At 71.0% G+C, this 18,203-nt stretch carries 17 protein-coding genes and 2 tRNA genes; 13 read left to right on the top strand and 6 right to left on the bottom strand.

Annotated features, from left to right (window positions below; translation table 11 throughout):
* Positions 1–145 precede the first annotated feature (145 nt).
* Together ACFVTC_RS12390 and ACFVTC_RS12385 are read right to left on the bottom strand one after the other, a co-directional pair.
* On the bottom strand, positions 146–703 hold the full coding sequence (locus ACFVTC_RS12390) for a CGNR zinc finger domain-containing protein (protein ID WP_390126533.1): 558 nt from the start codon (positions 701–703) through the stop codon (positions 146–148).
* Positions 704–1,025: 322 nt separating this feature from the next.
* Complete coding sequence (locus ACFVTC_RS12385) at positions 1,026–1,439, bottom strand: SsgA family sporulation/cell division regulator (RefSeq protein ID WP_003959770.1); 414 nt, start codon at positions 1,437–1,439, stop codon at positions 1,026–1,028.
* Between the two features lie 191 nt (positions 1,440–1,630).
* Here ACFVTC_RS12385 and ACFVTC_RS12380 point away from each other — a divergent pair, with 191 nt between their 5' ends.
* From ACFVTC_RS12380 to ACFVTC_RS12360, 5 genes are all read left to right on the top strand, one after another.
* Positions 1,631–2,065: a TIGR02611 family protein gene (locus tag ACFVTC_RS12380; protein ID WP_390126532.1), complete on the top strand. Its 435-nt coding sequence runs from the start codon at positions 1,631–1,633 to the stop codon at positions 2,063–2,065.
* Positions 2,066–2,171: 106 nt separating this feature from the next.
* A tRNA-Val gene (locus ACFVTC_RS12375) sits at positions 2,172–2,243 on the top strand.
* Between the two features lie 426 nt (positions 2,244–2,669).
* The gene (locus ACFVTC_RS12370) at positions 2,670–2,930 is read left to right on the top strand and encodes a hypothetical protein (protein ID WP_390126531.1); all 261 of its coding nucleotides are present in this window, start codon (positions 2,670–2,672) and stop codon (positions 2,928–2,930) included.
* A 225-nt stretch (positions 2,931–3,155) separates the two neighbouring features.
* Positions 3,156–3,602, top strand: coding sequence for an SRPBCC family protein (locus ACFVTC_RS12365; RefSeq protein ID WP_390126530.1), 447 nt, complete (start codon positions 3,156–3,158; stop codon positions 3,600–3,602).
* Positions 3,603–3,641: 39 nt separating this feature from the next.
* Positions 3,642–3,713, top strand: a tRNA-Val gene (locus ACFVTC_RS12360).
* Positions 3,714–3,827: 114 nt separating this feature from the next.
* Here ACFVTC_RS12360 and ACFVTC_RS12355 read toward each other — a convergent pair.
* Positions 3,828–4,553 (bottom strand): 3'-5' exonuclease, encoded by a 726-nt coding sequence (locus tag ACFVTC_RS12355; RefSeq protein ID WP_390126529.1) that lies wholly within the window; start codon positions 4,551–4,553, stop codon positions 3,828–3,830.
* 170 nt (positions 4,554–4,723) lie between these two features.
* Between ACFVTC_RS12355 and ACFVTC_RS12350 the strand changes: the two genes are divergently transcribed.
* From ACFVTC_RS12350 to thrS, 3 genes are all read left to right on the top strand, one after another.
* A complete protein-coding gene (locus ACFVTC_RS12350; protein ID WP_390126528.1) occupies positions 4,724–5,290 on the top strand; it encodes a DUF4365 domain-containing protein in 567 nt (188 codons plus the stop codon).
* Positions 5,287–6,504, top strand: coding sequence for a hypothetical protein (locus tag ACFVTC_RS12345; RefSeq protein WP_390126527.1), 1,218 nt, complete (start codon positions 5,287–5,289; stop codon positions 6,502–6,504). Before ACFVTC_RS12350 ends, ACFVTC_RS12345 begins: the two co-directional genes overlap by 4 nt.
* Positions 6,505–6,609: 105 nt before the next feature.
* On the top strand, positions 6,610–8,595 hold the full coding sequence (gene thrS / locus ACFVTC_RS12340; RefSeq protein ID WP_390126526.1) for a threonine--tRNA ligase: 1,986 nt from the start codon (positions 6,610–6,612) through the stop codon (positions 8,593–8,595).
* Positions 8,596–8,688: 93 nt separating this feature from the next.
* Here thrS and ACFVTC_RS12335 read toward each other — a convergent pair whose 3' ends face one another.
* Positions 8,689–9,345 carry a potassium channel family protein gene (locus ACFVTC_RS12335; RefSeq protein WP_390126525.1) on the bottom strand — a complete coding sequence of 219 codons (657 nt, stop codon included), beginning with the start codon at positions 9,343–9,345 and terminating at the stop codon, positions 8,689–8,691.
* A 67-nt stretch (positions 9,346–9,412) separates the two neighbouring features.
* On the opposite strand from ACFVTC_RS12335, the gene ACFVTC_RS12330 reads away from it, so the two are divergent.
* Positions 9,413–9,973, top strand: coding sequence for an HIT domain-containing protein (locus tag ACFVTC_RS12330; RefSeq protein WP_356282912.1), 561 nt, complete (start codon positions 9,413–9,415; stop codon positions 9,971–9,973).
* Between the two features lie 255 nt (positions 9,974–10,228).
* Here ACFVTC_RS12330 and ACFVTC_RS12325 read toward each other — a convergent pair whose 3' ends face one another.
* Together ACFVTC_RS12325 and ACFVTC_RS12320 are read right to left on the bottom strand one after the other, a co-directional pair.
* Positions 10,229–11,938: a hypothetical protein gene (locus ACFVTC_RS12325; RefSeq protein ID WP_390126524.1), complete on the bottom strand. Its 1,710-nt coding sequence runs from the start codon at positions 11,936–11,938 to the stop codon at positions 10,229–10,231.
* Positions 11,939–12,149: 211 nt separating this feature from the next.
* Entirely contained in the window at positions 12,150–14,348 is a 2,199-nt protein-coding gene (locus ACFVTC_RS12320; RefSeq protein WP_390126784.1) for an elongation factor G-like protein EF-G2, read from the bottom strand.
* A 243-nt stretch (positions 14,349–14,591) separates the two neighbouring features.
* On the opposite strand from ACFVTC_RS12320, the gene pgsA reads away from it, so the two are divergent.
* From pgsA to ACFVTC_RS12300, 4 genes are all read left to right on the top strand, one after another.
* Entirely contained in the window at positions 14,592–15,311 is a 720-nt protein-coding gene (gene pgsA / locus ACFVTC_RS12315) for a phosphatidylinositol phosphate synthase (RefSeq protein ID WP_390126783.1), read from the top strand.
* On the top strand, positions 15,308–16,234 hold the full coding sequence (locus ACFVTC_RS12310; RefSeq protein ID WP_390126523.1) for a phosphatidylinositol mannoside acyltransferase: 927 nt from the start codon (positions 15,308–15,310) through the stop codon (positions 16,232–16,234). The genes pgsA and ACFVTC_RS12310 overlap by 4 nt, the downstream gene beginning before the upstream one ends.
* Positions 16,231–17,418 carry a glycosyltransferase family 4 protein gene (locus ACFVTC_RS12305; protein ID WP_390126522.1) on the top strand — a complete coding sequence of 396 codons (1,188 nt, stop codon included), beginning with the start codon at positions 16,231–16,233 and terminating at the stop codon, positions 17,416–17,418. The genes ACFVTC_RS12310 and ACFVTC_RS12305 overlap by 4 nt, the downstream gene beginning before the upstream one ends.
* 75 nt (positions 17,419–17,493) lie before the next feature.
* Positions 17,494–18,039, top strand: a complete 546-nt coding sequence (locus tag ACFVTC_RS12300; RefSeq protein ID WP_390126521.1) for a hypothetical protein — start codon at positions 17,494–17,496, stop codon at positions 18,037–18,039.
* The last annotated feature ends 164 nt before the right edge of the window (positions 18,040–18,203 follow it).

Genomic DNA, 18,203 nt, shown 5'->3' with positions numbered 1-18,203 from the left:
CGGCGGTCCGCCACAGGCTGGTCCTGGTCCGTCGCACGGCGGTCCGCCACAGGCTGGTCCTGGTCCGTCACGCGGCGGTCCGCCACAGGCCGGACCTGGTCCGTCATGCGGCGGTCCGTTCGTCGCCGGCCTCCCGGCGAACCCCTCAGCCCGCGGCTTCCTTGCGGCGTGCCCGGTACGCGGCCACGTGGAGCCGGTTTCCGCACGTCCGGCTGTCGCAGTAGCGGCGCGAACGGTTGCGCGAGAGATCCACGAAGGCCCGCCGGCAGTCCGGTGCCTCGCACCTGCGCAGCCGCTCCTGTTCCCCGGCGACCACGAAGAACGCCAGCGCCATCCCGCAGTCGGCCGCGAGGTGGTCGGCGACCGAGGCGCCGGGCGCGAAGTAGTGCACGTGCCAGTCGTAGCCGTCGTGGTCGGTGAGACGGGGCGTGGTGCCCGCGGCGGCCACCAGCTCGTTGATGAGCCCGGCGGCGATCCGCGGTTCGTCGGCGGCGAAGACCCCGGCGAACCGGCCGCGGACCCCGCGCACGGCCGCGAGATCCCGCTCCGACAGCACCCCGACATCACTGATCTCGTGCTTTCGTACGAAATCGGCGAGGGACGGGACATCCGCGAGTCCGTCCGCCGTGTCGTCCTCCGGCGCGGTGTTCACCAGATCCACCACGGTGTCGAGGGCGCACCGGGTGTCGTGGGTGATCAGCACGTTTCGCTCCCTGGCCTGAGGGTCGGGCGGCCGCCCGCCGATGCTGGCCGATGGTAGTGCTTCCCGGTGACGGGGGAGCGGGGACGGCTCCGTGGGGTCCGGGGCGGGCGTGCGCGCGCCGCGTGACCGGGCGGGACCCAGGGTGCGTGGCGCCGCACGCACCGACGCCGTCGCCGCGGAGGTCCGCGGCGACGGCGCCGGTGTTCGTGATCTGTGCGGTTGTGCCACATGCTGTCGTGCCTAACTCGGTTGTGCCCTATGCGGTTGTTTCAGCCCGAGCCGTCTCCCCGAGTGGACGGCGCCGGGCGGCTCTGTGGGGTCGCTAGCTCTCGGCCAGGATGTGTGAGAGCTCCGTGTCGAGATCGAAGTGCCGGTGTTCCGTGCCTGGGGGCACGGCGGCGTCCGTTCGCTTCAGGAAGGACTCCAGGGCCCGCGCCGGGGCCTCGAGCAGAGCCTCGCCCTCCGGAGAGCTCAGGGCGATGCATACGACGCCCTGACCATGACTTCGGGACGGCCAGACTCGGACGTCGCCGGTACCGGTGGGCCGATGGAGGCCCTCCGCGAGGAGGTCGCGGGCGAACACCCACTCGACGGTTTCCTCGGCTCCGGTGTGGAAGGTGGCGTGCACGGCGTAGGGATCGGCCGTGTCATACCGCAGTCCTGCGGGAACAGGCAGTGAGGACTCGCTCGACACAACGAGGCGCAGGTGCAGCTCGCAGCTGACCGTGGTGTTCATAAGCGCCAGGGCCTTTCGCTCAGTGTGCGCTCGGGGATTCGCACGTCGGCGAAATCGACATGCCACCTACGGTGCCGTTGTAAACCCCTCTGAGTGTTTTGCGTGCCTTTACGTAACTCATCCGGCCGAGGGTGCCTTCGCCGGATAGGGCCAATCCGGTGACTGGTTTCTCTCCGGTAGGGTTTGGTCGTATGAATACGGGGAGTGACGAGCCGGGCGAGGACGCCATGGCTGATGGCGAGAAGAAGGCCGAGCAGCCGCTCGGCTCGCGGGCGCCGGAATTCATCAAGGCGCGTCGTGCGCTGCACGTGAGCTGGCAGGTGGGCGTTTTCGTCGTGGGGCTCGCGGTGGTCGTCGCGGGCGTGATCATGCTTCCGCTGCCCGGTCCGGGCTGGCTGGTGATCTTCGGCGGCATGGCGATCTGGGCGACCGAGTTCGTCTGGGCGCAGCTGGTGCTCCGCTGGACGAAGCGCAAGGTGACAGAGGCGACGCAGCGGGCGCTCGACCCCGCGGTCCGCCGTCGCAACATCATCTTGACGGCTGTCGGCCTCGTGATCATCGCGGCCCTCTGTGCCGTCTATCTCTGGAAGTTCGGCTTCCAGATGCCCTGGAACATCAAAGAGTGACAAAGAGTGACGAAGAGGGGCGGAGAAGCGGCCGTGGGGCGGCCCCGCAGCGCCCCCGGCCGGTCCGAGTCACCCCCTGACATGGGGTAATGTTCTCCCTGCGCCCGGGCGATTAGCTCAGCGGGAGAGCGCTTCGTTCACACCGAAGAGGTCACTGGTTCGATCCCAGTATCGCCCACAAGCACGGTTGGCGGCCCAGCTCCACGGATACGTGGACAGGGTCGCCTTCGTCGTTTCCACGCCAGGTCGCGGCGGCGCGCGTCACTCTGTGTAGTACGCCCATGGCGCGCAGCGAGTGATCTCGGCCAGGGGGCCGCGTGGCCGGAGAGCGACGTCGAGGGCGGACGAGGATGGCCTCGGTGCTCGGTGCTCGGCTCGGTGCGGGCCCCGGCCTCGGTGGCGGGGCCCGCCGCGTGTGGGTCGCACCGGCGAGGTGCGGGCGCCTCCGCCGGAGTGGGCGACGTGGGCAACGGCCGGCGGCCCCCGCTGTGCCCGCCCAGCCGCGGGTGACCCGTCGTCAGCACTCGTGTCGGCTCCGCACGCCGCCTCCGGGTGCCCTCCTCCGTGCCCGAGGATCAAGGGGAAGAGGGACTTCCAGGATTATGTGGCCTTTTGGGAGAAGTTCCGGACCCGGACCGCCGGTGGAAATCGGCAGGCGGTATTCCGGAACGAGGTCGGCTTGTTGCGCAAGTACGACAAGACAGGCGTGCCGCTCGGCCCCGGGCCGCGGATAGACACCGGAAATGCGGGAGTCAAGAAGATCGGTCAAGTCGGCGTAAAGCGATCGGGTATTCCGGTCGGATCCAACGCGATGTCACTTGTCGCCGAGGAGAGGGTATTTGAGAAGTCGGCCGTCGCGCCGTGAGCGGGGCTGGACCCCGGACGGGTACCTCGCCGCTCCGAAGAGGATCCACGGCGCCCGGGGGTGTCCGGCGGCGTGGACCGTGTCGGCATCGTCGACGGGCCGGTGGCCGTCGGTCCGCCACTCCGTCAGAACGGCCCCGTCGATACCGAGTCCGCGATCCCCGGTGACGGAAGCCGCGCGTGCACCCGCCTCGTCCTCGCGACCCCGGACCGGCACACTCGGTCCATGGACTGGTGTCACTACCGCTTCCGCAGCCTGTGGGCCCTGCCCGCGCCGCCCGCCGACGTCTACCACGCTCTCGAACGGGCCGAGGACTACCCGCGCTGGTGGCCCCAGGTCCGCGAGGTGCGCCCGGCCGGCGAGCGGAGCGGCATCATCCGTATCCGCTCCTTCCTGCCGTACGACCTCGTGTTCACCGCACAGGAGGTGCGGAGCGACCCGGTCGCCGGGGTCCTGGAGATCGCGATGTCGGGCGACATCGAGGGCTGGGCCCGCTGGACTCTGTGCCCCGACGGGCCGGGCACCCGCGCCCGGTACGACCAGGAGGTCGAGGTGCGCAAGCCCCTGCTGCGGCGGCTCGCCCTGCCGGGACGGCCTCTGTTCCGGCTCAACCACGCGCTGATGATGCGTGCGGGGCAGCACGGACTGAGGACCTCGCTGCGAGCGGTTTGAACGACACCCGCCGGAACCTGTATTGTTCAGTGCGTTCCCGGGCGATTAGCTCAGTGGGAGAGCGCTTCGTTCACACCGAAGAGGTCACTGGTTCGAACCCAGTATCGCCCACCGGGAAAGGCCGGTCCGTCGCAGACGGACCGGCCTTCTTGCATACCCGGGCGGCCGGCGCCGGTGTCCACGCGGGCCCCACCGCACACTCGGGTGGGCCGCCGCACGCCCCGCTCACGCCGCCGCGGACAGCTCCGGCCGCAGTGGCCACGACGGATCGACCGACTCCTGCGAACCGCTGCGCGCGAACCATGCCTGCAGCCCACGTGCCTGCGCCGCGTGCCACACCGACTGCAAGGTGTGCAGCTCGGCGGGGGAGAGCCGCTCCAGCCGGGGCGCGAACCGGCGCCCCACCGCCCGTACCACCTCCATCGCGGCCAGCGCGTCCGCCGCCGCGTCATGCGCGCCCTCCAGCGCTACGTCGTAGTGCGCGCACAGGTCGGTGAGCGTGCGCCGGCCTTTGCGGTAGCGGTCCAGATGTTTGTCCAGGACTCGTGGATCGAGCACGCGCAGCGGCGCCGACTCGAACCAGCGGTCGAGGCAGGACGCCCGATGCCGGCGCAACTCCCGGTCCAGCAGCGTCAGATCGAACGGCGCGTTCATCACCACCAGCGGGCGGCCCACCGACGCCTGCTCGCCCAGCACCCGGACTATCTCGTCCATCACCGGCGACGGCCAGCGGCCGTTGCGCTGCAGATGTTCCTCCGTCAGCCCGTGCACCGCCGTCGCGCCCTCGGGCACCGGCACCCCCGGGTTCACCAGCCACCGGGTCACCCGGGGGCGGGAACCCGCGGCGTCCTGGACGACGACGGCGGCCGACACTATCCGGTCGGTCTCGACGTCCACGCCGGTGGTCTCCGTGTCGAACGCGGCCAAGGGGCCCTCGTACCAGCACGTCATACGCACACAACTCCTCGTTCACCCACGGCAGCTGACGCACCGTCTTCTGCCCGTTTGGTGATACCCGGGCTGTTTGCGCCGTACGCCGGACGGAGACAACAGAGGTACGGGTCTTTGCAGTTCAGCGGCCCGTCGCGGGGATTCTCTTGGCTTGGAAGGCTGTTGGACTCATGGCAATCGCGCAGCCCGAGCGGGGTGGGCTGCTGCCCCAGCGGACGGCACCCCATCGCGGCACGCTCGCCACCACCGCCTGCATGGAGACACTGCAGGTCGGCTACCTGCACGCGGTCGCCGCGGCGGCGGGCTGCTCGCTGTCCCAGCCCTTTCCGGACAACGGGATCGACTGGCACGTCAGTCACAGCGGCCCGGGACACACGGTCGACGACGAAGTCACCATCAAGGTGCAGCTCAAGTGCACGTACCAGATCCCGCCGAACCCCCCGGGCCCCGCCTTCTCCTTCACGCTCGACAACGCGCACCTGGCGAAGCTCGCCCGCACCCCGGTCTCCGTGCACAAGATCCTGGTCGTGATGCTCGTGCCCCGGTCCCAGGACGACTGGCTGCGCGCCAGCCACGACCGCCTCGACCTGCGGCACTGCTGCTACTGGATCAACCTCGCCGGGCAGCCCGTCACGGGCCGGCGCAGAACCACCGTCCGCATACCGACCTCGCGCATATTCGACGACCGGGCCCTGTGCGAGATCATGACGCGGGTCGGGACGGGAGGCAGGCCATGACGCACCGCCCGATCGACGAACCCCTCCGGCCGGTCAGGCCGCACCCCGCCGAGGCCCACTGGACCGAGCCGCCCGAGCCCGGCCAGGTCGACCCCGCCGTGCTCAGCGCCCTGCTGCACCGGCACGGCTGGCAGCGCCGCGGCGGCGCCGCGGGACGGTACGGCAGGTGGACCCCACCAGGGCCCGGCGGCTCGGGCACCAGCCTGCTCGTGCCGGAGAACCGGGCCTTCCCCGACAGCGACGACCTTCTCGGCGAGGCCCTCGACGCGCTCTCCCGCAGCGGCTCCCCCTCCGCGCGCGACGTGCTGGTCGCCCTCGCCGTGCCCAGCGACGAGATCCGGTGGTGGCGCGACGTCCCGACCGGTCCCGTCGGCGCCACGCCCTGGAGCGTCGAGGAGCGGCTGCGCTCGGCCGCCCGCCAGATGCTGCTCGCGGCCGCCCTCGCCACCCGCGCGCGGGCCGGCTACTACGGCACCCGGTACCGCAGGCCCGCCGCCGCGTCCCTGGAGAACGTCCTGGTCGGCGCCGAACCAGGCGGACGCCGGCTCACCGCCTTCGTGCCCGTGGACACCGGCCGGTCGCTGGCCGTACGCCTGCACCAGGCGCTGTACGCCGCCCGCGAGGCCATCGACTACCAGCGGGCCACCGGCGGCATGGACGCCTTCGACGCGGCCGTCGAGGCGGGCGTCAGCCATGAACTCACCGAGGCCGTCGTCGCCCTCGTACGCGGCACCGAGGGCGCCCGCATCGCCGTCGAGTGGGCGCCCGCGGCCGGCGTCCCCGAGGGCTGCGCGGCGCCCGACGAGGCCGTCGAGTTCTCGCCCGGCGACGTGCCCGTGCTGCGCGAGGCCGCGGCCCGATATCTGCGCGAGGAGCCGTCCGTGCCGGTCCGGATCACCGGGGCCGTGGTGCGGATACGCAGGTCGGAACCGCGCGGTGAGGGCACCGTACGATTGCGGGTCATCGCGGGCGCGGAGGTCCCCTACGTGCGCGTGACCCTCGACGAGGAGGCGTACCGGATAGCCGGGCAGGCCCATCTCGTCGGGCTGCCGGTGCGGGTGCACGGGCGACTGGAGAGCCGCGGCGGCTTCCGCAGGCTCGCGGACGCCTCCGGGGTCGTCCCCGTGCAGGTCGACGAGGCCGAACGCGACCGGCTGATGAAGTCGCTCCAGGAGAATCTGGACTTCTTCGAGGAGGCGTGCAGCGAGGACTGAGCCCGGACCGGCGAGAACCGTTTCGCGGCGGGAGGCATCGGCTCGGTAGGATTCCTGTCTGCGCCCGCGCGTAGCGGCGCGCCCACCTTCAGGCAGGAGAGTCCGGTGTCAGACGTCCGTGTGATCATCCAACGCGATTCCGAGCGGGAAGAGCGCGTGGTGACGACGGGGACTACGGCCGCCGATCTCTTCGCGGGCGAGCGCACCGTCGTCGCGGCGCGCGTGGCCGGCGAGCTGAGGGACCTCGCGTACGAGGTGAAGGACGGCGAGGCGGTCGAGCCCGTCGAGATTTCCTCACCGGACGGCCTCAACATCCTGCGCCACTCCACCGCGCACGTCATGGCCCAGGCCGTGCAGGAGCTCTTCCCGGACGCCAAGCTCGGCATCGGCCCGCCGGTCAAGGACGGCTTCTACTACGACTTCGACGTCGAGAAGCCGTTCACGCCCGAGGACCTCAAGGCCGTCGAGAAGAAGATGCAGGAGATCCAGAAGCGCGGCCAGCGCTTCTCCCGCCGCGTGGTCACCGACGAGGACGCCCGCGAGGAGCTCGCCGCCGAGCCGTACAAGCTGGAGCTCATCGGCATCAAGGGCTCCGCGGGCGCCCAGGACGGGGCCGACGGCGCGGACGTCGAGGTCGGCGGCGGCGAGCTGACGATCTACGACAACCTCGACGCCAAGACCGGCGAGCTGTGCTGGAAGGACCTCTGCCGCGGTCCTCACCTGCCCACCACCCGCAACATCCCGGCGTTCAAGCTCATGCGCAACGCCGGCGCGTACTGGCGCGGCAGCGAGAAGAACCCGATGCTCCAGCGCATCTACGGCACCGCCTGGCCGTCCAAGGACGAGCTGAAGGCGCACCTGGACTTCCTCGCCGAGGCCGAGAAGCGCGACCACCGCAAGCTGGGCAACGAGCTGGACCTCTTCTCCATCCCGGACCAGATCGGCTCCGGCCTCGCCGTCTTCCACCCCAAGGGCGGCATCATCCGCCGGGTCATGGAGGACTACTCGCGCCGGCGCCACGAGGAGGAGGGCTACGAGTTCGTCTACACCCCGCACGCGACCAAGGGGAAGCTCTTCGAGACCTCGGGCCACCTGGACTGGTACGCCGACGGCATGTACCCGCCCATGCAGCTCGACGAGGGCGTGGACTACTACCTCAAGCCCATGAACTGCCCGATGCACAACCTGATCTTCGACGCGCGCGGCCGCTCGTACCGCGAACTGCCCCTGCGTCTCTTCGAGTTCGGGACCGTGTACCGGTACGAGAAGTCGGGCGTCGTGCACGGTCTGACCCGCGCCCGCGGCTTCACGCAGGACGACGCGCACATCTACTGCACCAAGGAGCAGATGGCGGACGAGCTCGACAAGACGCTCACCTTCGTCCTGAACCTGCTGCGCGACTACGGCCTCACCGACTTCTACCTCGAGCTGTCCACCAAGGACCCGGAGAAGTTCGTCGGCTCCGACGAGGTCTGGGAGGAGGCCACCGAGACGCTGCGGCAGGTGGCCGAGAAGCAGGGCCTCCCGCTCGTCCCGGACCCGGGCGGCGCCGCGTTCTACGGCCCGAAGATCTCCGTCCAGACCAAGGACGCCATCGGCCGGACCTGGCAGATGTCGACCGTGCAGCTCGACTTCAACCTGCCCGAGCGCTTCGACCTGGAGTACACCGGCCCCGACGGCTCCAAGCAGCGTCCGGTGATGATCCACCGCGCGCTGTTCGGTTCCATCGAGCGCTTCTTCGCGGTGCTCCTGGAGCACTACGCGGGCGCGTTCCCGGCCTGGCTGGCGCCCGTCCAGGCGGTCGGCATCCCGATCGGCGACGCGCACGTGGAGTATCTCGACGCGTTCGCCGCCGAGGCGAAGAAGAAGGGCCTGCGCGTCGAGGTCGACTCCTCCTCCGACCGCATGCAGAAGAAGATCCGCAACGCGCAGAAGCAGAAGGTGCCCTTCATGGTCATCGCGGGCGACGAGGACATGGCGGCCGGCGCCGTCTCCTTCCGCTACCGCGACGGCTCGCAGGAGAACGGCATCCCCGTCGACGAGGCGATCGCCAAGATCGCGAAGATCGTCGAGGAGCGCACGCAGGTCTGACGAAGGCAGGTCTGACACACGCAGGTCCGACGCGCGGAGTGATCCGACGCGCGGAGTGAGCCCGACACGTACGACGAGAGGCCCCCGGGGAGTTCAGAACCCCGGGGGCCTCTCGTCGTCCTCGCGCGCGAACACGTGCAGCAGCCACGACGAGAACGACCCCGTGACCGCGCCGAGCAGCGCCAGACCGCACGCCATCAGACCCACCGCGATCGTGCGTCCGAGCCGGGTCACCGGGACGACGTCCCCGTAGCCCACCGTCGCGAGGGTGGAGCACGTCCACCACACGGAGTCACCGAAGGTGCGGATCGTCGCGTGCGGTGCCGAGTGCTCCTGCTGGTAGACGGCGAGAGCGCCGGCGAAGCCGAGCAGCAGGACCGACAGACCCGCATAGCAGGCCACGCGCGCGTACAGGGCGAGACGGGGCCGCCCGCGACGGCGCTGCACGGCCTCGTACACCTTGACCACACGCAGCGGGCGCAGCAGGGGCAGGACGAGCACCAGTGTGTCCAGCCAGTGGGCCGCTACGAAGCGGGGACCCTGGCCGCTCAGCCGCCAGCGCACCGCGTAGTCGACCAGGAACAGACTCCAGGCGGCCAGCAGCGCGGCCAGGCACACGTCCCGTGCGGCGGGCGGCAGACCGTGACCCAGGACCAGCACCGCGTAGGCGGTGAGAAACAGCAGCGAGCAGAGACCGAGCGGGACCTCGGTGTGCCGTTCCCAGCGGGCCTGCGGGCTGTCGTCGTCCACCGGCCCAGCTTGGCCCGGGGCGTATCCGGGGGAGCCCCGCCGACACGCCGCGAACGGGCGAAGCAATATGCTGCACCACATGACGAGTGAGCCGGAGCAGCAGATCGGAGTGGGGACGCAGGACGCGTTCCAGCGCTTGTGGACGCCCCACCGGATGGCTTACATCCAGGGCGAGAACAAGCCCACCGGCCCGGGGGCCGACGACGGCTGTCCGTTCTGCTCGATCCCCGCCAAGTCCGACGAGGACGGGCTCATCGTCAAGCGCGGTGAGCAGGTGTACGCGGTGCTCAACCTCTACCCGTACAACGGCGGCCATCTCATGGTCGTGCCCTACCGCCATGTCGCGGACTACACCGACCTGACCGGTCCGGAGACCGCCGAGCTCGGTGAGCTGACCAAGCAGGCCATGACCGCGCTGCGGGCCGCGTCCGGTGCGCACGGATTCAACATCGGCATGAACCAGGGCACCGTGGCCGGCGCGGGCATCGCCGCCCACCTGCACCAGCACATCGTGCCCCGCTGGGGCGGCGACACCAACTTCATGCCGGTCGTCGGCCACACCAAGGTCCTGCCCCAACTGCTCGCGGACACCCGGGAGATGCTCGCCGAGGCGTGGCCAAGGCCGTAGCCCGGCCGGGCCCTCGGAAGGGGCGCGAAAAAGGGGGCGTGGAATCCCACGCCCCCGGCCTCTCCCACGGGCCGCCCGACCTCCGCGACCCGCACGACACCCGCCCGCGTCCCGTACCGCACGCCCGCGTCCCGCACACGCACCGCACGCCCGCGTCCCGCACGCGCGCGCCCGCACTCCGGCGGTCACGGCACCCGTCCGCGAGCCGTGACCGCACGTACACGGGCCGTCGCCTCCGGCTGATCCGCCGGAGGCCTACGCGTCGTAGACGTCGTCCTTCTTCGGCGTCGGGTCCTGCACCGCGCCGCTGAGCACGGAGGTGCGGCCGTCGAACTTCGTGGTGTCCACGTTGTGGCCCTTGAGGAACTCGATGACCGCCTCGTGCACCACACGCAGCACGGGGGTCGCGGAGCGCAGTACGTCGTCGGTCATGAAGCGGTTCTTCCAGGGCTGGTCGGCCCAGGCGTGCCGCAGTCCGAAGGGCTCGGGAAGGGTCAGCGAGCCGCCGAGCCAGTTCAGGAGCGGCGGGTACCAGGTGAACGGGGCGCGGGCCGCGAGCCGTACGACCTCGTCGTTGTCGACCAGCGGGAGCTTCACCGTGCGGGTCTCCCAGAACTTGACCGTCTTGGCGACCTTCTTCTCCTTGGCCGCCGGCTTCCCCATGAACAGGCCGTTCACCGGCCCCAGGGCATGACCCGTGAGCTCGATGCGCAGGGTCTTGTGCAGCACGGTCACCGAGACGAGCATGCTGATCACCAACTGGCCGTCGTAGAGGGTCCACTGGACCCCGAGGTAGTGCCGCTCTCCGTTGTTGTACTGCTGCTTGTTGCAGATGTCCCGGATCTGCTGGAGGTTGACCTGGTGGGCCGTGCTGCCGCTCGGGCGGGTGACGGCCTTGGCGCTCGCCGGGATGTGCGTGACGACCCAGTGCCGGATCTCCGGCTTGGGGAAGCCGCCCGTGGTCAGCGGGCTGGTGTGGAGCCGCTCCAGCGCCCGCTCGACGGCGCTGACGACGTCGAAGCTCTGGAACCTGTTGATCTCCGGGGCCGGCACCAGGTGCTTGGCCAGCTCCGCGCTCAGCGACCCCACCTTCTGCATCTGGTCCGAGACGAGCGGCACCAGTTCCTCGGCGAGGTGCCAGTGCCCCCAGCGCGTGCCCATGCCGAGTATGCCCTTGGGACCGGCGTAGAAGACCGAGTTCGACCGCTGCTCGTCGCGCAGCTCGCCGAACGCCTGGCGCAGCCGCTCGGCCCTGGTGTCGCCGGGGCTGCTGGGGACGGACTCGGGGACCCGGGCGCCCACGGTGCTGCCGGAGAGGAGGCTGTTCCAGCGGGCGCGCAGGTCCTTCGCGGTGCGCTCGCAGATCTGCTTCGCCAGCAGCCAGCCGATGACCGGGGCGACGATCGCGCCCCGCACGTACCAGGCCAGGGGACCGGTGAAGGGCAGCCGGATCATGGCGATCACGGCGACGACGCCCACGGCGACGAGGAGCGCGGTGGCGAGGGCGGAGGCCCGCTTGTCCTCGCGCTTGGAGACGGCGGTCCGTATCTGGAAGACCAGCAGCCACAGCAGGAGCCCCGGCAGGAAGAGCAGACCGCACAGCGTCATCACGACCGTCAGGCGGGTGTCGCGCTCCTTGCGGAGGCGGTTGGCCGCCAGGCAGTGCTCGACCACCGCCTGCGGTTCGATGCCGAAGGACTGGACGACCGGACTGCGGCCGACGCCCAGCATGCGGGTCACCACCGCCTGGGCGAAGGCCTCGCCGAGGTTGGGCCGCAAGATCGTCGCCCACTTGCGGCCCGGGTTGACCTTCGACTCGTGCCACTCGTTGTTGGCCTCGAGGATCTTGCCGACCTCGTCGTCCCGGTATGCGGCCGAGGCCAGGGCGTACGTCGCCATCTCGTCCGAACCCGAGCGTGGCACCTGTGGCCCGAAGATGTCCTCGAAACCGGTTGGAACCGTCATTCCCGCCCCCATCGCCGCCGGTGTCGCTTCTGCGGCTTTTCCCGACTTCCCTGCCCCGCACACCTGTTGATCAGTCAGTCATGGTGATCGAGTCACCACGTCATCAGCCATCAGCTTGATCAGGTCATCAGCGTATCGGCAGGCGGCGGGCTTCGTCGGCGGACGGCCGAAGCCGCCCGCCGAGGGTGAACCGGAGCGCGTCCGGTGTGAACTACGAGGCCTCCCGCGTCCGTTCGCGCATCCTTTCGGCGATCTGCGGCGGCATCGGCTCGTGCCGCGCGTAACTGCGTTGGAAACGTGCGGTGCCGTGCGAGAGCGAGCGCAGATCGACGGCGTACCGGCCGATCTCCATCTCCGGCACCTCGGCGCGTACGAGCGTGCGTCCGCCGCTCGTCTGCTCCGTGCCGACGACCCGGCCACGCCGGCCCGAGAGGTCGCTCATCACGGCGCCCACGTAGTCGTCGCCGACCATGACGGTCACCTCGGCGACCGGCTCCAGGAGATGGATCCTCGCCTCGGCGGCGGCCTCGCGCAGCGCCAGCGCGCCCGCGGTCTGGAAGGCGGCGTCGGAGGAGTCCACCGAGTGCGCCTTCCCGTCTAGCAGGGTGATCCGCACGTCGATGAGCGGATGGCCCGCGGCCACGCCCCTGGCCGCCTGGGCGCGCACGCCCTTCTCGACCGACGGGATGAACTGCCGGGGCACCGCACCGCCGACGACCTTGTCCACGAACTCGATGCCCGAGCCGTTCGGGAGGGGTTCGACCTCGATCTCGCAGATCGCGTACTGGCCGTGGCCGCCGGACTGCTTCACATGGCGCCCGCGCCCCGCGGACCTGGCCGCGAACGTCTCCCGCAGGGAAACCTGGTGCGGGACCACGTCGACCTGGACGCCGTACCGGCTGCGCAGCCGCTCCAGGGCGACGTCCGCGTGCGCCTCGCCCAGGCACCACAGGACCACCTGGTGGGTGTGCTGGTTCTGTTCCAGGCGCATGGTGGGGTCCTCGGCGACCAGTCGGCCGAGCCCCTGTGAGAGCTTGTCCTCGTCGGCCTTGCTGTGCGCCTGGATGGCGAGCGGCAGCAGCGGGTCGGGCATCTGCCACGGCTCCATCAGCAGCGGGTCGTCCTTGGCCGAGAGCGTGTCGCCGGTCTCCGCACGGTTGAGTTTCGCGACGCACGCCAGATCGCCCGCGATGCAGTGGGTGAGGGCGCGCTGCTGTTTGCCGAACGGCGCGGACAGCGCGCCGACGCGCTCGTCGACGTCGTGATCCTCGTGGCCGCGGTCGGTGAGCCCGTGCCCCGAGACGTGCACCGTCTCGTCGGGGCGCAGGGTGCCGGAGAAGACTCGGACGAGCGAGACCCGGCCGACATAGGGGTCGCTGGCCGTCTTCACGACCTCCGCCACCAGCGGCCCGTCCGGGTCGCAGGCCCTGACCTCGCGGGCCGCGCCGTCGGGCGTGGTCACCGCGGGTGCCGCGCGCTCCAGCGGGGTCGGGAAGCCGCCGGTGACGAGCTCCAGGAGCTCGACCGTGCCGAGTCCCTGCCGGGCGCCCTCGGCGGCGGGCGCGGCGGCCAGCACGGGGAAGAACGCGGCGCGCGCCACGGCCCGCTCCAGGTCCTGCACCAATGTCTTGAAATCGATCTCCTCGCCGCCCAGGTAGCGGTCCATGAGGGTCTCGTCCTCGCTCTCCGCGATGATCCCCTCGATCAGCCGGTTGCGCGCCTCCTCGATGAGCGGCAGCTGCCCGTCCACCGGCTCGGCCTCCTCACGCGCACCGGACGAGTAGTCGAACAGCCGTTGCGACAGCAGCCCGATCAACCCGGTCACCGGCGCGTGCCCGTCCGGGCCCGGCTCTCCGTGCAGCGGCAGATAGAGCGGCAGTACGGCGTCCGGGTCGTCGGCACCGAAGGCCTCCGCGCAGATCCTGGTCATCGTGTCGAAGTCGGCGCGGGCCGATTCGAGGTGGGTGACCACGATGGCCCGCGGCATCCCGACCGCCGCGCACTCCTCCCAGACCATCCGGGTCGAGCCGTCCACGCCGTCCGAGGCCGAGACCACGAAAAGGGCCGCGTCCGCGGCGCGCAGACCGGCCCTGAGTTCTCCGACGAAGTCGGCGTATCCGGGGGTGTCGAGGATGTTGATCTTGTATCCGTCCCAGGTGACGGGTACCAGGGAGAGCTGCACCGAGCGCTGCTGCCGGTGCTCGATCTCGTCGTAGTCGGACACTGCGGTGCCGTCCTCCACCCGGCCCGCCCGGTTCACGGCTCCCGCTGTCAGCGCGAGAGCCTCCACCAAAGTCGTCTTGCCCGATCCGCTGTGGCCGACCAGCACCACATTCCGTACGGACGCGGGGTGGTCGGCCGCCGTAGCCCTGCCGGCGGCTCCGGGGTGTGCGTTCGCCTTGTCGCCCATGGCCTTGCCTCCCGTGCACGGTGAGGTCTCTGTGGGCGCGGGCACGACGGATCCTTCCCCGGACCGGGTCCAGGGGTACCCCCAGCGGTACGGCTCCGATGACGCCCGCGGTGACTTCGAGCTTTGCACTCGTGTCACGGTGCGTCCATACGGAGGACGCGATCGCGCCGTGCCGCCCGCGCGGTCCCCGCGTGACACGGGGTGCGGGTGCCCGACCGTCGCACATGCGCGCGCGTGACTACGATGGGCCAGCCGGGGGCCAGCAGGGGCCGCCCGGCGACACCGACCCTCGGGAAGGCCATGCTGAACAAGTACGCGCGTGCATTCTTCACGCGTGTCCTCACACCGTTCGCCGCGTTTCTCATCCGCCGGGGGGTAAGCCCCGACACGGTCACCCTCCTGGGCACGGCCGGAGTGATGGCGGGCGCGCTGGTCTTCTACCCCCGGGGAGAGTTCTTCTGGGGCACGATCGTCATCACGCTCTTCGTCTTCTCCGACCTCGTCGACGGCAACATGGCGCGCCAGCTCGGCCGCTCCAGCCGGTGGGGGGCCTTCCTGGACTCCACGCTCGACCGGGTCGCCGACGGGGCCATCTTCGGCGGCTTCGCGCTCTGGTACGCGGGCAACGGCGACAACAACGTGCTCTGCGCCGTCTCGATCTTCTGTCTGGCCAGCGGACAGGTGGTCTCGTACACCAAGGCCCGCGGCGAGTCGATCGGTCTGCCGGTCGCTGTCAACGGTCTGGTGGAGCGCGCCGAACGCCTGGTGATCTCCCTGGTCGCGGCGGGCCTCGCGGGGCTGCACGAGTTCGGGGTTCCCGGCATCCAGTGGCTGCTGCCCGTCGCGCTGTGGATCGTCGCCGTCGGCAGCCTGGTGACGCTCGTCCAGCGCGTCGTCACGGTACGCCGGGAGTCCGCCGAGGCCGACGCCGCCGCCGCGCACAGCAGCGGGGCCACGTCGTGACCAGCCTCCAGGACAGACTGGTGGACGGGGCGTACGCGCTCGGCTGGAGCACCGTCAAGACGCTCCCGGAGCCGGTCGCCGTACGTCTCGGCCGCACCATCGCGGACATCGCCTGGAGGAAACGCGGCAAGGGCGTACTGCGCCTGGAGAGCAACTACGCGCGCGTGGTGCCCGACGCGGGCCCGGAACGGCTGGCGGAGCTCTCCCGCGCGGGCATGCGCTCGTACCTGCGCTACTGGATGGAGTCCTTCCGGCTTCCCGCCTGGAGCCGGGAGCGCGTGCGGACGGGCTTCGACCCCAGGGACGCGCACTACCTGACGGACGGCATCGCCTCCGACCGGGGTGTCATCCTCGCCCTCCCTCACATGGGCAACTGGGACCTCGCGGGCGCCTGGGTCACCACCAAGCTGGAGACGCCGTTCACCACCGTGGCCGAGCGCCTCAAGCCGGAATCGCTCTACGACCGCTTCGTCGCCTACCGCGAGGGCCTCGGCATGGAGGTCCTCCCGCACAGCGGCGGCACCGCGTTCGGCACCCTGGCCCGGCGGCTGCGCGACGGAGGCCTGGTCTGCCTGGTCGCCGAACGCGATCTGTCCGCGTCCGGCGTCGAGGTCAAGTTCTTCGGAGAGGCCACCCGGATGCCCGCGGGCCCGGCGCTGCTGGCCCAGCAGACCGGCGCGCTGCTCCTCCCGGTGACGCTCTGGTACGACGACTCACCCGTGATGCAGGGCCGAGTGCATCCCCCCGTCGAGGTCCCCGAGACAGGTACCCGGGCCGAGAAGACGTCTGTCATGACACAGGCGCTGGCCGATGCCTTCGCCACGGGTATTTCCGACCATCCGGAGGACTGGCACATGCTGCAGCGCCTGTGGCTCGCCGACCTGGAGCCCCGCCCCGAACCGTCCGACGGGGAGCGGCCGTGAAGATCGGCATCGTCTGCCCGTACTCGTGGGACGTACCGGGCGGCGTCCAGTTCCACATCCGGGACCTCGCCGAACATCTCATCCGCCTCGGGCACGAGGTCTCCGTCCTCGCCCCCGCGGACGACGAGACACCCCTGCCGCCGTACGTCGTCTCGGCGGGCCGCGCGGTCCCGGTGCCCTACAACGGCTCCGTGGCGCGCCTGAACTTCGGTTTCCTGTCGGCGGCCAGGGTGCGGCGCTGGCTGCACGACGGCACCTTCGACGTGATCCACATCCACGAACCGACCTCGCCGTCCCTCGGACTGCTCGCGTGCTGGGCCGCGCAGGGGCCCATCGTCGCCACGTTCCACACCTCCAACCCGCGCTCCCGGGCGATGATCGCCGCGTACCCGATCCTGCAGCCCGCGCTGGAGAAGATCAGCGCGCGGATCGCGGTGAGCGAGTACGCGCGGCGCACGCTCGTCGAGCATCTGGGCGGTGACGCGGTCGTCATCCCGAACGGCGTCGACGTCGACTTCTTCGCCCGCGCCAAGCCCCAGCAGGAGTGGCAGGGCGACACCCTCGGGTTCATCGGCCGCATCGACGAGCCCCGCAAGGGTCTGCCCGTCCTGATGAAGGCACTTCCGAAGATCCTCGCCGAACGCCCCACGACCAGGCTCCTGGTCGCCGGCCGGGGTGACGAGGAGGAGGCCGTCGAGTCACTGCCCGCAGAGATGCGCTCACGTGTGGAGTTCCTCGGCATGATCAGTGACGAGGACAAGGCCCGCTTCCTGCGCAGCGTCGACGTGTACGTGGCGCCCAACACCGGCGGCGAGAGCTTCGGGATCATCCTGGTGGAGGCCATGTCCGCGGGGGCGCCGGTGCTCGCCTCCGACCTGGACGCCTTCGCCCAGGTGCTCGACCAGGGAGCGGCCGGGGAACTGTTCGCCAACGAGGACGCGGACGCGCTGGCCGCCTCCGCCGTACGCCTGCTCGGTGACCCCGAGCGCCGCGCCGAACTGCGTGCGCGGGGCAGTGCTCATGTACGGCGCTTCGACTGGTCCACGGTCGGTGCCGACATCCTGTCCGTGTACGAGACGGTGACGGACGGGGCGGCGGCGGTGGCGGCGGACGAACGGACGGGGCTGCGGGCACGGTTCGGGCTGGCCCGGGACGAGCGCGGGGGAGCGGGAGGAGGGCGCTGACGCCCTCCTGCGCGGCGGACGCCCGCGCGGGGGACGTGAGGGGCGGGTGACCACGCCCGAGTAGCCTTGCGGCCCGTGACCGCAACCTTGATCTGGATCCTCGTCGGCCTCGCCGCGATCGGCCTCTACCTGAGCTGGACCGCGGGGCGTCTCGACCGGCTGCACGCCCGGATCGACGCCGCGCGCGCCGCGCTCGACGCGCAGCTGTTGCGCCGGGCCTCGGTCGCCCAGGAACTGGCGACCTCAGGGGTGCTCGACCCGGCCGCCTCGATCGTGCTCTACGAGGCGGCGCACGCCGCCAGACAGGCGGAGGAGGAGCTGCGCGAGGTCGCCGAGAGCGAGCTGAGCCAGGCCCTGCGGGCCGTCTTCGGAGAGGTGCAGCAGGTCGAGGCCGTGCGGGAGGCGCCCGGCGGGGACGCGGCGGCGAGTGAGCTGGCGCAGGCGGTGCGGCGGGTACCGATGGCCCGGCGGTTCCACAACGACGCCGTGCGGGCGGCGCGGGCGTTGCGCCGGCACCGCACGGTGCGGTGGTTCCGGCTGGCCGGTCACGCGCCCTTCCCGATGGCCTTCGAAATGGACGACGAGCCACCGACTGCGTTGGCCGACCGGCCCACGAGCTGAGCCACCCGCGGCCTGTCCGTACCCGGGGCGCCGCCCCCGGACCCCCGTCGGGCCTCAAGGGCCTCGTCCTCGAACGCCGGACGGGCTGGGTGTGTCAGCCCCACCCGCGTTGGAGGACGCTCCCATAGGGGGAGGTGGGGGGGCACGGGGGGGCGGCGCCGTGG

It is taken from the genome of Streptomyces sp. NPDC057950 (genome assembly GCF_042887295.1).
Lineage (GTDB): Bacteria > Actinomycetota > Actinomycetes > Streptomycetales > Streptomycetaceae > Streptomyces > Streptomyces kaempferi.
This window is presented reverse-complemented; position numbering and strand designations above follow the sequence as displayed.

Bases quoted from the DNA above. Each gene is read 5' to 3' on its own strand.
- ACFVTC_RS12385 (WP_003959770.1), bottom strand. From the start codon at position 1,439: ATGAACACCACGGTCAGCTGCGAGCTGCACCTGCGCCTCGTTGTGTCG.
- ACFVTC_RS12380 (WP_390126532.1), top strand. From the start codon at position 1,631: ATGAATACGGGGAGTGACGAGCCGGGCGAGGACGCCATGGCTGATGGC.
- ACFVTC_RS12365 (WP_390126530.1), top strand. From the start codon at position 3,156: ATGGACTGGTGTCACTACCGCTTCCGCAGCCTGTGGGCCCTGCCCGCG.
- ACFVTC_RS12355 (WP_390126529.1), bottom strand. From the start codon at position 4,553: ATGACGTGCTGGTACGAGGGCCCCTTGGCCGCGTTCGACACGGAGACC.
- ACFVTC_RS12350 (WP_390126528.1), top strand. From the start codon at position 4,724: ATGGCAATCGCGCAGCCCGAGCGGGGTGGGCTGCTGCCCCAGCGGACG.
- ACFVTC_RS12345 (WP_390126527.1), top strand. From the start codon at position 5,287: ATGACGCACCGCCCGATCGACGAACCCCTCCGGCCGGTCAGGCCGCAC.
- ACFVTC_RS12330 (WP_356282912.1), top strand. From the start codon at position 9,413: ATGCTGCACCACATGACGAGTGAGCCGGAGCAGCAGATCGGAGTGGGG.
- ACFVTC_RS12325 (WP_390126524.1), bottom strand. From the start codon at position 11,938: ATGACGGTTCCAACCGGTTTCGAGGACATCTTCGGGCCACAGGTGCCA.
- ACFVTC_RS12320 (WP_390126784.1), bottom strand. From the start codon at position 14,348: ATGGGCGACAAGGCGAACGCACACCCCGGAGCCGCCGGCAGGGCTACG.
- pgsA (WP_390126783.1), top strand. From the start codon at position 14,592: ATGGGCCAGCCGGGGGCCAGCAGGGGCCGCCCGGCGACACCGACCCTC.